The following is a 13,520-nucleotide window of genomic DNA, read 5'->3' on the forward strand; positions in this document are numbered from 1 at the left end:
GGATGGCAGGTGGAATAACCGCAGATATCGCACAAGACACAGCCGCTCAATCCTCTTATCAGAGTTATATGAGCGAGGCGACGCGCGCCAAATTGGGACACACGGCCACCTTACTTTCAAAATGGGCCGGCATGGATGTCATTTTCATCGGACCTGACGATGTCGATGAAGGCAGGAATGCCCCTGAAGAATCTTTTGTAAACAATGTGATGAAACAGCACCCGAGCTACGGTGATGTGGGAGTAAATGGCAAAAGCCTCTTCGAGATACAAACCCAGCATATCAATACAGGCGGTCCTCATTCCGTTGCTATTACGCCCGGATTGATTGACGTTCTGGAAAAAGAAGACAATATCCCTATAGAAAGAAATGCGCCTTTAAGCAGGGAGGTCTGCATTGTTTACAATCCATGGCTGGACCTCTCCGCAGAAGAAATAGCTGCGGAAAAAACACATATTAACGGACAACCGCTATATAATGTTCCCGGGACAAGCCAGGAATGGAATACGATTTTCAATGCCCATGAAATTGCCGGACATTGTAAAAATCGTGATACGGAAAAAACAAGCGATAGCGACACCTATAAAGTTCAAAATTTACGCGAATCAAATGCCGATCTGGAAGGGATAGAACAGGCACGTGAGGCCGGGGTCAGCGAAACGACCATTGACGCTTTCAAAGATATGAATCTTTTGGCCACAGTCCTTCCCACGTCACATTTGGACCATGCCACCGGTCTGGACACAATGACCCCGCACGCACACCCGGAACATGCGGAAGAAACGCTCACGCTTAAGGAAAATTTCGACAAAGCCGTTTATAAAAAATTTCTTGGAGAGGACATCTCTCGAAAATATGCAGAAGAAATAGACAAAAAAACACCTCTTGAAATAAGGGATGACATGGCAGACGCCGCGAAAGGATATCCTTACGCCATGGCGAAACTCGTCATAGAAGTGGGAGAAAGCCCTGAAGTAAAGGAAGCCCCTTGGTATGATGCCTCCCGAATGCCCAAAATAATGGAACATTTTTCCAAAGCCGCAGAGGCACATTTGAAACCACCGGCCGCAGAAGCGGAAAAGCTGCAAAAGGAAACTCTGGCCATAGAAATGGATGAGGTGAGAGAAGACTTTGTTGACGAAATGGAAACCCCGGCAACAAAAATGCCCACTGCGTCACTGCCCCCTTCCCTTGGCCGTTAAAATATGAGACTATATTCCTAACTGTTTTGTTTCTCCAGCGGTTGGAGAACCCTGCCAACCTCCCAAAAGGGAGGAGGCGGCAACGTAAATTATGGGCTTTTGGGCCCGGAAAAGGAGGAAAATAACCGCCATTTTTGCAAACGAACTGAGAGATTCCAGATTACGGTAAATAAAAAAACCGCTCAAAGAGCCTCTTTGAACACTGGCGCCGTATATCAAGGGATGCTAAAACATGCACCTGTTCACTAAAGTTCAGGATAAGATTAAATGATCCCACGTTATACCCGCCCCGAAATGGCCCGTATTTTTGAAGCGGAAAACCGTTTCAAAATCTGGCTGGAGATTGAAACGCTGGCTGCCGAGAAAATGGCGCAGATCGGCGTCATTCCGGAAAGCGTGCCGAAGGTTCTGCGGGAAAAAGGCGGATTCGATGTGGCCCGCATCGACGAAATAGAAGCCGAAGTCAAACATGACGTGATCGCCTTCCTGACCTCCGTGGCCGAACATATCGGGGAAGACAGCCGCTATGTGCATCAGGGCATGACAAGCTCGGATGTGGTGGATACCTGTTTTTCCCTGCAACTGACGCAGGCCGCGGATCTGCTTCTACAGGACATGGACAGGCTTCTGGCGGCGCTTAAAAAACGCGTGGTGGAACATAAAAATACGCTTTGCATTGGCCGCTCCCACGGCATTCACGGGGAACCGACAACCTTCGGGTTGAAACTCGCCGGGCATTACGCGGCCTTTAAACGCGGGCGGGACCGTCTGAAAGCGGCGCGGGAAGAGATCGCCGTGTGCACCATTTCCGGCGCGGTCGGGACTTACGCGACCATCAATCCGCAGGTGGAAGATTACGTGGCCAAAAGGCTGGGGCTTAGGGCCGAAACCGTAGCGACACAGGTGATCCCGCGGGACCGGCATGCCATGTTCTTTGCCACGCTGGGCGTCATTGCCGCCAGCATTGAAAACCTCGCCATTGAAATCCGGCACTTGCAGCGCACCGAAGTGCGCGAAGCTGAGGAGTTCTTTGCCAAGGGGCAAAAGGGCTCCTCCGCCATGCCGCATAAGCGCAACCCGATTTTAAGTGAAAACCTGACGGGGCTTGCGCGCCTGATACGCTCTGCGGTTACGCCTGCGATGGAAAATGTCGCGTTATGGCATGAGCGGGATATCTCGCACTCTTCCGTCGAGCGGAATATCGGCCCCGATTCCTGCGTCACGCTGGATTTTGCTCTGGCGCGCCTGACGGGCCTTGTCGAAAACCTGCTGGTATATCCGGACACGATGATGGAAAACCTGGAGAAAATGGGCGGGCTTGTCTTTTCGCAGCGCGTCCTCCTTGCCCTGACACAGGCCGGGATTTCGCGCGAAGACGCCTACCGGATCGTCCAGCGCAATGCGATGAAAGTCTGGGAAAGCAAAGGGAAAACAACCTTGCTTGAAACACTGTCGGACGATCAGGACGTCACCGCAAAACTGGATGAAGGCGCGCTGAAATCCATCTTCGATTACAAAGCCTACACCCGGCATGTTGATTCCATTATCAGCCGGGCGCTTGCGTAAACCGTGACGGGAAAAGGAACGCAGATCGTCGTCAATGATCTGATGCAAAAAGACTACGTCTATGTCACGGCAGAAAACCCGGGCGAAAATTTTGACCCGGCTTTTACGCCGCATTTTACGCCCAAAGAGATGCTGGCCCTCGGCGTGTTTGAAGGCAAATACTGCAACGACTGCCGCAATGAGTTTCCAGCCGATTGGTTCGCCGAAGCCAAAACAAGCGACAAAGCAGACCCCGCCTTGAATTTCTTCGGAATCAAAAGCCGCCAGCCTTTGAGTGTGTGGAAACAAAAAGGCTGGATTGTCCCGCCCGACCCGCGCGGCTGGTTCCAGTGGTATTGCCGTTATTATCTGGGGCGTCGCCTGCCGGAGGTCGATCCATGGCAGATCAAACGCTGGAAAGCCTTCGCCCGCCATGCCGGACAGATCCGGGCCAACTGCATGCCCGGCGACCTTGGCTGCCGGCCGCGGCAACGACAGGCCCTTCTTCAATGGGCATATGATCCGTTTATTTAAAAAATACGCTTGCCTTTCAAAAATATTTTCGATAAAACACATTTAAGCCATGCAAAAAACGATGGTGTGCCATGCAAGGAGTGAATGTGTTGCAATCTTGTTATCAACCTGAACTTGATATCGTTCGTAGAGACATAGAAGAAACGGATCGCCAGATTTCCGGCCGCTTGACACATTTCAGGGCTGCCGCCTTACCGGTGAAGCAACCAACGGTATCTTACTTGCAGCAATTTATAGAATCTGCAAACTTTCCAGAAGGTATTCAAACGCTTTGCCTCAAAACCGACACGCCGCTTGAACTTGTCGCCGGAGTCGCCCAGATGATAGAAAAACCCTCACGGGAGAGGAAGCTTAAAGAATTCGAGGATCTTTGCAGGCAAATCTGTACCCGCCATGGCCAATCCCGCGCCGTTTTCGAATATAAACGCGCCCATCTCGATCAATTTAGACAGGGACCGGAAACGGTAAATCCATTTTCTAAAATACAGCAATCGACTGTTATCAACCGCATGGAAGGTTTTTGCAGGATATCCGGGGCCAATCCGGAGCTGGGAAGAAATGTCGGTCATTTTTTGGTTAAAGCCTCTGCCTGTTTTCAGGATCAGGGCATCAACCACCAGACAGGCCCCTTTGTCTCCCCTGTGAACGGCAGACGCACTATCGAAATACATTATTCTTAAAATATAGACCGGAAATATAATCTTCCCGTCTTGCAATCCCCGTATTCCTGTGGCATCCCTTTTGTCTCAACGTTAAAGGAAGGCTTTTAAGGATGCTTAGATATTTTACACTCTTACTGGGGAGCTTATTCATTATGACTTCAGCCGCAGACGCCGCACAAACGGATCCGGAAAACACGCTTTACCTCGACCTGAAAGACGGGCGGGTAATCATCAAACTGATGCCGGACATCGCGCCAAACCACGTGGACCGCATTAAAAAACTGGCCCGTGACGGCTTTTATGACGGTATTGTTTTTCACCGCGTTATCGAGGGATTCATGGCCCAGACAGGCGACCCGACAGGCACGGGCACGGGCGGTTCCGACCTGCCGGATCTGAAGGCCGAATTTAACAATTACAATTTCGGGCGCGGCACCATCGGCGCGGCGCGGACGGGCGATCCGGACAGCGCCAATTCCCAGTGGTTTATTTGCTTCGATGACTGCAGTTTCCTGAACGGTCAGTACACCGTCTGGGGACAGGTCACAGACGGCATGGAACACGTGGACGCCATCAAAAGAGGCGAACCGCCGAGCAATCCCGATAAAATCATCAAATTGCAGGTTGCGGCAGACGTGAAAGAAGAAGCCGGAAAAGAGGCCGAAGAAAAAGCTGCTGAATAAATCAGAAAACACCGGACATCCCCTCTGCCCCACATCGGGGCGAGGGGATGTTTTTCACTGAAGAAAGTTTTGAAATGAGTCACAAAGACTGGTGGCGCGGAGCTGTCTTTTATCAGATATACCCGCGCAGCTTTAAAGATACGACAGGAAATGGAATCGGCGATCTTCCGGGTATTACAGAGAAGCTGGATTACGTCGCGTCCTTAGGGGTTGACGCTATCTGGATCAATCCCTTTTTTCCCTCCCCGATGAAAGATTCCGGCTATGACGTTTCGGATTACCGAAGCGTCGACCCTCTCTTCGGAACTATGGACGACTTCAAGACCCTGCTCGATAAAGCGCATGACCTTGGCCTGAAGGTCATTATAGATCAGGTCCTGTCCCATACCTCCGAAGAGCATCCCTGGTTCAAAGAATCCCGCCGGACCCGCGACAATCCCAAGACAGACTGGTATGTGTGGGAAAACCCGCGCCGGGACGGTATGCCGCCGACAAACTGGCTGGCCCGCTTCGGCGGACCGGCATGGACCTACTCCATTCGGCGGGGGCAATATTACCTGCATAATTTTTACGCCAACCAGCCGGATTTAAACCTGCACAACAAGGACGTCCAGGACACCCTTCTGGCCTCCATGGAGATGTGGCTTAAAATCGGCGTAGACGGTTTCCGCATGGACGCGGTCAGCTTTTACATGCACGACCGCCGGCTTCGCGACAATCCGTTCCAACCGCTTCCGGAAGAAAACAAGATCGAAGGCTTGCATTTCGTTGACCCCTATACGATGCAGATTCACAAATATAATCAGGGCGCGCCGGAAATTTTCGATTTTTTAAAACGCATTCGGCATCTCATGGACCAATATCCCGGCACCGTTACCATCGGCGAAGCCTCCGGCGCCTCGTCCGAAGAAACCATGAAACTGGCGGCACGTTACACGGAAGGCAATAAATTCCTGCATACAGCCTACAGCCACACCCTTCTGGGCGGCGGCTCGCTGAAGGAAAGCTTCATCCGTAAACATGTCGAAGGGTATGAAAACCTGCCGCAAGATTCCTGGCCGTCCTGGGCCTTTTCCAATCACGATGTCTACCGCGCCGTTTCACGGCTGAACAGGGGGGAGGGCCGCAACCCGCGTTTTGCCAAATTGCTCATCGCCCTGCTGTGTTCCCTCAAAGGCACGCCTTTTATCTATCAGGGCGAGGAACTCGGCCTGCCGGAAGCGGATCTGGAATTTGAAGACCTGCTCGATCACTGGGCGATTTTCACATGGCCGGAATGGAAGGGCCGCGATGGCGCGCGCACGCCTATGCCCTGGAGAGATGAACTGGGAAGCGGATTCACAACGGCCGACAAAAAAACATGGCTGCCTATCCCGGACGAACACAGGGCGCTCTGCGCCGGAAATCAGGATATAGATCCGGATTCACCCCTGCAATTCACCCGCGCTTTCCTGAAATGGCGCAAGGAACAACCGCCTCTCATCAAAGGGGAGATAGAATTTCTGGACACGCAAGATACAAAACTTCTGGCATTCGTTCGCAAAACGGAGGATGAAAAAATCCTGTGCGTCTTTAATCTGGGACCGGAAGACAGGACCCTGGAAACCGGGCTTGAGACAGAAAGTCTGGCGTTCGGCATGCCGGAAAACCAGTCAGGATTCCTCGATACGGACTCGATAAAGCTTCCGGCCTTCGGAATCTATTTCGGAAAAATTCCGGTTTAAGACGACGGTTTTTCTTCTGCGGCTTCTTCTGTTTCGCCTTCGTCCTGCTCCTGCGCAGGCACATTTGCGGCGGGGACCTCTTCATCCGGCACATCTTCGCTCTTTTTCAAGAGAGCCGCGCGCTCCTCTTCCCCGATCTTCAGTTTTTCAGCGTCGGCAATAAGACGCCGGATAATTTTATCCATCTTGTTTTCATCCAGTATCGGGTCGGACGTTTCCAGACGAATGACGGCTGTCTGCCCGTCAAAAATAAACAAGACATCGGCATTTTTTGTTTTTAAAATACGCGCAACGGTTTCAATGCGCTCCGGCGTTAAATAATTTTCGACTGCGGCCTTATGGCGGACAAAGAAACGGTCTTCCTTGTTCCATTTATCCGATGCGATTTCTATCGGACGTAACGTCCCAAGGCTTTCGATGAAAGCAAACATCTCCGGCGTTCCCGCGGCGCCGCCATCAATTAACGGGTCGGGAAGCGTAATTTCCACCACGCTTAAATAACGGTGAGACCGCGCATCCGGCATTTGCCGCTGCGCCGTAAAAAGAGATATCTTGTATCCGTCAATATATCCCTCAACCGCAGGAGGCGCCATAACACGGCCTTTTATGTAAGCCATCTTGTTTTTATTTGCGAACCCCTCCCACGCCTTTTTCTGCCGAAAAAGAATCACGGTCGACCAACCGCTTGCCCCGAGAATAATCGCAGCTAAAACAAACCAGAGCAAAAACCAGATCGACAAAACAATTTCCCCCACGTGAAAACAGAGTCACTCTGCTAAGTCTACCCTTGAATGCCCCCTTTTGTCATTTTTTTGTGAAAAAAATACAAAAAAACGGGGCTGAAAAACAGCCCCGCTTTTTTTTCGAATATCCGGTTTATTTCGGACCTTTCATCTGTTCTTCTTCGAAGAAAGGAGCCGCATCCTTAATCGGTTCCGCTTCCTTCTTCGGAACGACAGCCTTTTCCGCTTTCGGCAATTCTTTCGGCAGTTCAGGCGTCAGCACAGGACCTTTTTCCGGCAGCATCATCGCACGCACATATTCCACACCGGGACCTGCCGTCCGGTCTTCGACATAAGGGACCTTGCCACGGACGGATCTCGCTTCATACCCTTCGCCGCAGGCGGACAGAGCCAGAACGGATAAACCGGTAAAGACAAAACCTATATTGCGAATTGTTTTCATCGCGCACCTCGGAAGCTGTGGATTAAAAAATATAAAGTAAATACAAAGAGAAACGCGAATTATCCACATATTTATACAAGAGCTTCCACCAAAGCACAATCCCCAAATTTGCTTTTTATCTCCCGAAAATGGAACACTCTTGATAAAGCTTGCAAACAAGGCACGAAAAAGAACATGCAAAACCCGATCTCATCAGAAAATATCAGCCGCCTCCTGCCGGGGCTCCGCGCAGAATATGCCATCGTTTCGATGCCGCCCTGGGCCTGGCACTGGCTGGACCGTTTTGTCATGAACAGCTATCCGCAGGGCTACAGGGCCTTTTTGCAGGAATGCGCAAAAGTGCTTCCCTCCGATGCCTGCCTGTCGCCCATGCTGGAAGACCTGGCCCGGTCCTACCGGGACGGCGTTTACGAAATTGCCAACGATACATGGAAAACAACCCCCGAAGAGAAAGGCGTTGCAAAGCGGCGTATCCCCGCAAAATCCTCTGGAAAAAGGGATCGGCCAATGCCAAAAGCGCAGTATTTATTCCGTTTCCTGCCCCACGCCACTACGATGGATGCCCTGCACATCCGGAAGTCTTTCCACCTGCGATAACCCAAAAATAGCGGAAACCTCTGTTTTTTTATTTACATTCCCGAGAATAAAGGGTAGAACCCCCTCAAGAGGCTCCGAAACAGCATATGGAAGCCTGTGTTTTATGAGACGGTTACGACAAGAATAATGACGACAAGAATAAGAACTTGCACCGCAGCCACGGCAGGATTGCTTTTAAGCGGCGCGACAATACTTCCCTCCCATACAGAAATGATATTGGCCGGTCATGCGCAGCTTGCGCGTTTTCCGTCTGCCGGAGGTACACAAGAATAACTTTCCGCAATGGTTGCAGAAAGTTTAAACCGAAATTGCATAAAGGAGATAATCACATGGCAGTCGGTACAGTAAAATGGTTCAACGGACAAAAAGGTTTTGGCTTTATTGAGCCGGAAGAAGGCGGAGACGATGTATTCGTACATATCAGCGCCGTTCAGGATGCAGGAATGCAAACCTTGAAGGAGGGCCAAAAAATTAACTACGAACTCGTCATGGACGAAAGAAAAGGCAAATCAAGCGCAGCTAACCTTTCAGAAGCCGCTTAGTTTTTTTCTAAATATTCGAAGTTTACAAACGGGCGCCGGAGCCTTTATCCAGCGCCCGTTTTTATTGTCTTTTTGTTTTAAAAGCATCCGCATGCTACAATTTTAACTTAGAGTTGTGATTCTTAACGTACAAATCTCAAATGCAGGAGCCACATCCCCATGAAAAGGCATTTTAAGCTTCTGGTTCTCGGCCTGTCCCTCGCGAGCGTTACCTTCTTCCCTGCGCGGGTATTCGCGGCAGATTTGACCGCCGCCGCCATGGAAACCAAAAAACAGACCTTCCGTATGAGCCAGCTTGGCGATGTCAATTTGAGCTGCGGACAGCTTTCCCGTGAAGCGCTGCGCATGCGCGACATTATCCAGCGCAAACAAAACATCAAGGATAACTCGGACCTGAAAGATCACGGCATCAGCGCCGCAGGAGCCGTCGGCTCCCTCCTTCTGGGCAGCGTCACGGGCGGGGTCGGACTGGCCGCGGCCGGTTTTCTGGCTTCACAGGCCGTGGAAAAGGAAGCGGACCAGGCCGACAGCATACAGAATATCGCCGACCGGCGACGCGGCTTCATGATCGGAATATACAACGCCAAAGGATGCTACGGCCCGACCGAGCACGTGATGATTGCGCCTGTCGAAAATGATCTTGCGTCCCGTCTGGCCAGCACGGAACCTGCCGCCGGCGCGGAAGACCACAGATACAACGACTAGGCTTGCCTGCTGCCCTTATTTCTTCAGGATTTCCCCCGTCTGCGCATCCACCAGAACGTCATGAAAGCCGCCCTCTGTTTTGAACGTCACCTGAAAAACCGGCCTGTCCTGATAGATGCGCCTTGACACCTCGAAAGACCGCGCGGGCGGCGCAACCTCCAGCGCGATACGCAAGGCCGCATCACTTGTGACCGCGTGCCCTTCCGGCAACGCCCATTTATACGGCCGGTAAGGCTTCCGGCTTTCCGCATCCGGCTTGCGGGGAGGAATCGGCAACGCATTTTCCGGACGCTGCGCCGGGACGGGCGTCGCCCTGGCCGCCGCAGATTTCGCCACAGACGGCTTTTGCGGGGCAGGCGGCGCGGGCGGCGGATCCTCCCGTTTTACAGCCGGGACCGGCTCAACCCATGTATGTATCTTTGGCGCAGGAGCCGGCGCCGGCGCGGATTTGACGGGCGCCCCGCCGGAAGGCACCTTGAATTCCTCGCTCGTGCCGTCTTTGTGAATGATGATAATCCTGTCCTGCTGCGCCTGCGCGGAGGCCATCGGCGCGGCGAGCACGAAAAGGAACAGACATCCCGATATGCTTAAAAAGCTGCTTCTCATGCGCGCACTATAACAAATACGGCGCCCGTTTCCAGATTCAAAAAGCGGACCCACTTCATGTGGACCGACTTTTTTAATAACAGACTGATTTTAAAAGAAAAAATGTGGACTAAGTCTACTCGGCTTTTGCGTTTTTGAGCCTTTCAACGCCTCTACAAAAAAATGTCGTGACTTTTCCCCTTGACAAAAATAGGAATATATACCTATACTATACTCTTATTGTTGAAATTGTAAAGGTATTTGATAAACATGCTTCTATCCCTTAAACAAACACTAAATCAAGATTCTCCAGCGGATCCGAACGATGTGCTGCAGGTTAAAAAAGCCCTCATCAAAACTGGACATTACGATCTGCCAGACTACGGCCTCACTCCATACCCGGACACGATTTTATTCACGGCGATTAAAAATTTTCAAAAAGATTCCGGTTTAAAAGTCAATGGGATTATCTGCCCCCATGGAAAAACCATTGCAAAACTGAATGAAGAGTTGAATAAAGAAAACCCTGGTGTCAAAAGCCCTATCATCCGATGCCCTCAATGCGGCGGACCGCATGGCGGATCGAAAGGCGATTTATGCCCGGATTGTGATGCCAAAAGCTAGGAACGGTTGACCAGATACTCTTCAATGTCCTGCGCGTCATAGCCCAACAGGTTTCCAATGATGTCTTCATGCGCAGGGTTGTATTCCAGACGACCGCCCAGCCATTCACGCTTGAGCCAAAGGATAAACTGCGCGCGCCATTCCTCGCCGGGTAATGTAAAGCAGACAAAACGGAGAACATCAGCAGAGCCCGTCTTCGGAATATCCCCGGCAAACCGGAGGAGACGGCCTTCCTGCACATAAGGCGCAAAGGCGCGTTCCGGGATAATCTCTTCCGCGATTTCGCCTTCCGCAGGAATAATGTCATGAAAAAACGCCAGCTTTTTATCGCCCGCCAGCATCAATTCCAGTTCTTTTCCTTCATGTGGCCCGATCATAACTCTAGTTCTCTTATGTTTTTGAAATCTTCGAAACAAGTATACAGGGGAAAGTCTGTTTTTTCCGCTTCTATCAGCACTCCATTCCTGTTTTCTATTTTCAAAGGAACATTACTTTTTATAATACTCATATCTGATGTTTTCCAAACCAACACGGACTTTCCCTCTTCTTCTTTAACATCAAGAATATTGGACAACTGAGCACGAAAAAACGGATCATGCCCACAACTAACGTCTGAACCGCCTTCTATATGAAATGTATAAGCCACTGATGGATTGTTATATTTGGCTGCGAACTGTTGTTCTTCCAAAGACAGACAAAAAAGATTATGAAGACCTTCAATAAAGAACCCCACTTCTTTAGCATTTTTTCTTGCGGATAAGAGGGTTAAAACTTTAGTTCCATAAGCATTCCCTTTTTTTCTATAAGAAAAAGAATTTGCAGTTACTACCCAAGCTTTCATGAGAACCCCAAATCCGCTGCTTCGAGTTTTTTAATTTCGTCCCGCAGGCGGGCAGCCTCCTCAAACTCAAGGTCGGCGGCGGCCTGATGCATTTTCTTTTCCAGCTTTTTGATGTGCCGGGCCAGCGCATCGGGATGCATCAGGAGATCCTGCTCCCGGTCCGACAGCCCCGCCGGCCCGCGCGACACATGCACGCGGTCCCCCGTTTCAAAGACGCTGCCTAAAATATCTGAAATATTTTTCTTCACGCTTTCGGGGGTAATGCCGTGCGCCCGGTTATAGGCCATCTGTTTTTCCCGGCGGCGCGCCGTTTCCTCCATCGCGCCTTTCATGGAGCCTGTGACCTTGTCCGCATACAAAATCACCCGCCCGTCCACATTCCGCGCGGTGCGGCCGATCGTCTGCACCAGCGAGGTTTTGGAGCGCAGGAACCCTTCCTTATCCGCATCCAGAATCGCCATCAGTTTACATTCGGGAATATCCAGCCCTTCACGCAAGAGGTTGATCCCCACCAGAATATCAAATTCGCCCAGACGCAGATCACGGATGATTTCAATCCGCTCCAGCGTGTCCACATCGGAATGCATATAGCGCACGCGGAGTTTATTCTCGGTGAGATACTCGGTGAGCGCCTCGGCCATTTTCTTGGTCAGCGTCGTGACCATCACCCGCCCGCCATCCGCAACCACCCTGCGGCATTCATCCATCAGGTCATCCACCTGGTTTTCACAGGGGCGCACCTCCACCGGCGGATCAATGAGCCCGGTCGGGCGCACCACCTGCTCCGCCGAGATGCCGCCAGCCTGCTCCAGCTCCCAATCCGCCGGCGTGGCGGAGACATAAATGGTTTGCGGACGGAAATTATTCCATTCCTCAAATTGCAGCGGACGGTTATCCAGCGCCGCCGGCACGCGGAACCCATACTCCACCAGCGTGGATTTACGCGCGCGGTCGCCGTTATACATGGCGCGCAACTGCGGGATCATCGCGTGGCTTTCATCCAGAAACATGATGGCATCTTTGGGCAAATACTCAATGAGCGTCGGCGGCGGCTCCCCCGGCGCGCGGCCCGTGAGATAGCGGGAATAATTTTCAATCCCCTGGCACATGCCCGTGGCTTCCAGCATTTCGATATCGAATTTCGTGCGCTGGTCGAGACGCTGCGCCTCCAACAATTTCCCCTCTTTTTCAAACTGCGCGATGCGGTCTTTCAGGTCGATTTTAATCTGCTTAATCGCCTGCGTAATGGTCGGGCCGGGGGTGATATAGTGGGAATTGGCGTAGACGCGCACCCCGTCGAGCTTCGCCGTTTTCTGCCCCGTGAGGGCATCAAATTCCGTGATCTCTTCAATCTCATCCCCGAAAAGGGAAATACGCCATGCACTATCTTCCATGTGAGAGGGAAAAATCTCCACACAATCGCCGCGCACGCGAAAACTGCCGCGCTCGAACACCATATCATTGCGTTTATATTGAATCTCCACAAAGCGGCGGATAATTTCCTGCCGGTCCATGCGCAAGCCCTTATGCAGGTCGCAGGTCATGGCGAGATAATCTTCCTTGGCCCCGATGCCGTAAATACTCGACACGGACGCCACGATAATGCAGTCCCGCCGCTCAAACAAAGCGCGCGTGGCGCTGTGGCGCATCCGGTCTATCTGTTCGTTGATCGAAGAATCTTTTTCAATGAAGGTGTCCGTGCGCGGCACGTAGGCTTCGGGCTGATAATAATCGTAATAAGAGACAAAATATTCGACCGCATTATCCGGAAAAAAAGACTTAAACTCCCCGTAGAGCTGCGCCGCGAGGGTTTTGTTCGGGGCCATGATAATCGCCGGGCGCTGCATCTCCTGAATGACCTGCGCCATGGTGAAGGTCTTCCCCGAGCCTGTCACGCCGAGAAGCACCTGATCCGTAAGGCCCTCTTCCAGCCCGGCGCACAGATTTTTGATCGCCTCCGGCTGGTCCCCGGAAGGGGTGAAATCCGATTTCAGCCGGAAAGGCGGACTCTCCGCAAAAGGATTGGCCGCAGCCTGATTTATTTCGACAACGCCACGCATGGAGCCAATATAAAGGGGTTTTGAACGAAAT

General features: G+C 51.6%; 16 protein-coding genes. 10 read left to right on the top strand and 6 right to left on the bottom strand.

Annotated features, from left to right (window positions below; all coding sequences use genetic code 11):
- The first annotated feature begins 2 nt into the window (after positions 1–2).
- The 6 genes from H6853_08995 to H6853_09020 all read left to right on the top strand — a co-directional run bounded on the left by H6853_08995 (position 3) and on the right by H6853_09020 (position 6,350).
- On the top strand, positions 3–1,202 hold the full coding sequence (locus tag H6853_08995; GenBank protein ID USO03639.1) for a hypothetical protein: 1,200 nt from the start codon (positions 3–5) through the stop codon (positions 1,200–1,202).
- Between the two features lie 267 nt (positions 1,203–1,469).
- Positions 1,470–2,768 (top strand): adenylosuccinate lyase, encoded by a 1,299-nt coding sequence (locus H6853_09000; GenBank protein ID USO03640.1) that lies wholly within the window; start codon positions 1,470–1,472, stop codon positions 2,766–2,768.
- A 42-nt stretch (positions 2,769–2,810) separates the two neighbouring features.
- Positions 2,811–3,281, top strand: coding sequence for a hypothetical protein (locus H6853_09005; GenBank protein ID USO04655.1), 471 nt, complete (start codon positions 2,811–2,813; stop codon positions 3,279–3,281).
- A 197-nt stretch (positions 3,282–3,478) separates the two neighbouring features.
- Entirely contained in the window at positions 3,479–3,961 is a 483-nt protein-coding gene (locus tag H6853_09010; protein ID USO03641.1) for a hypothetical protein, read from the top strand.
- Positions 3,962–4,053: 92 nt separating this feature from the next.
- Positions 4,054–4,626, top strand: a complete 573-nt coding sequence (locus tag H6853_09015) for a peptidylprolyl isomerase (GenBank protein USO03642.1) — start codon at positions 4,054–4,056, stop codon at positions 4,624–4,626.
- Between the two features lie 74 nt (positions 4,627–4,700).
- Positions 4,701–6,350 carry an alpha-glucosidase gene (locus H6853_09020; GenBank protein USO04656.1) on the top strand — a complete coding sequence of 550 codons (1,650 nt, stop codon included), beginning with the start codon at positions 4,701–4,703 and terminating at the stop codon, positions 6,348–6,350.
- Here the strand turns inward: H6853_09020 and H6853_09025 are convergent.
- Positions 6,347–7,090 carry a hypothetical protein gene (locus tag H6853_09025; GenBank protein USO03643.1) on the bottom strand — a complete coding sequence of 248 codons (744 nt, stop codon included), beginning with the start codon at positions 7,088–7,090 and terminating at the stop codon, positions 6,347–6,349. The genes H6853_09020 and H6853_09025 overlap by 4 nt on opposite strands.
- Before the next feature lie 136 nt (positions 7,091–7,226).
- Positions 7,227–7,535 (bottom strand): hypothetical protein, encoded by a 309-nt coding sequence (locus tag H6853_09030; GenBank protein ID USO03644.1) that lies wholly within the window; start codon positions 7,533–7,535, stop codon positions 7,227–7,229.
- Between the two features lie 174 nt (positions 7,536–7,709).
- Here H6853_09030 and H6853_09035 point away from each other — a divergent pair, with 174 nt between their 5' ends.
- The 3 genes from H6853_09035 to H6853_09045 all read left to right on the top strand — a co-directional run bounded on the left by H6853_09035 (position 7,710) and on the right by H6853_09045 (position 9,379).
- A complete protein-coding gene (locus tag H6853_09035; GenBank protein USO03645.1) occupies positions 7,710–8,132 on the top strand; it encodes a hypothetical protein in 423 nt (140 codons plus the stop codon).
- 329 nt (positions 8,133–8,461) lie between these two features.
- A complete protein-coding gene (locus H6853_09040; GenBank protein USO03646.1) occupies positions 8,462–8,674 on the top strand; it encodes a cold-shock protein in 213 nt (70 codons plus the stop codon).
- A gap of 159 nt (positions 8,675–8,833) precedes the next feature.
- Positions 8,834–9,379 carry a hypothetical protein gene (locus H6853_09045; protein USO03647.1) on the top strand — a complete coding sequence of 182 codons (546 nt, stop codon included), beginning with the start codon at positions 8,834–8,836 and terminating at the stop codon, positions 9,377–9,379.
- A gap of 15 nt (positions 9,380–9,394) precedes the next feature.
- Here H6853_09045 and H6853_09050 read toward each other — a convergent pair whose 3' ends face one another.
- Positions 9,395–9,985, bottom strand: a complete 591-nt coding sequence (locus H6853_09050; protein ID USO03648.1) for a PepSY domain-containing protein — start codon at positions 9,983–9,985, stop codon at positions 9,395–9,397.
- A gap of 249 nt (positions 9,986–10,234) precedes the next feature.
- Between H6853_09050 and H6853_09055 the strand changes: the two genes are divergently transcribed.
- Positions 10,235–10,588, top strand: coding sequence for a hypothetical protein (locus tag H6853_09055; GenBank protein USO03649.1), 354 nt, complete (start codon positions 10,235–10,237; stop codon positions 10,586–10,588).
- Here H6853_09055 and H6853_09060 read toward each other — a convergent pair.
- From H6853_09060 to uvrB, 3 genes are read right to left on the bottom strand one after another with little or no spacing between them, the layout of a single operon-like run.
- On the bottom strand, positions 10,585–10,965 hold the full coding sequence (locus tag H6853_09060; GenBank protein ID USO03650.1) for a hypothetical protein: 381 nt from the start codon (positions 10,963–10,965) through the stop codon (positions 10,585–10,587). The genes H6853_09055 and H6853_09060 overlap by 4 nt on opposite strands.
- Positions 10,962–11,429: a hypothetical protein gene (locus H6853_09065; protein ID USO03651.1), complete on the bottom strand. Its 468-nt coding sequence runs from the start codon at positions 11,427–11,429 to the stop codon at positions 10,962–10,964. The genes H6853_09060 and H6853_09065 overlap by 4 nt, the downstream gene beginning before the upstream one ends.
- A complete protein-coding gene (gene uvrB / locus H6853_09070; protein USO03652.1) occupies positions 11,426–13,489 on the bottom strand; it encodes an excinuclease ABC subunit UvrB in 2,064 nt (687 codons plus the stop codon). The genes H6853_09065 and uvrB overlap by 4 nt, the downstream gene beginning before the upstream one ends.
- Positions 13,490–13,520 lie beyond the last annotated feature (31 nt).

This window comes from Rhodospirillales bacterium, assembly GCA_023898765.1.
Lineage (GTDB): Bacteria > Pseudomonadota > Alphaproteobacteria > Micavibrionales > Micavibrionaceae.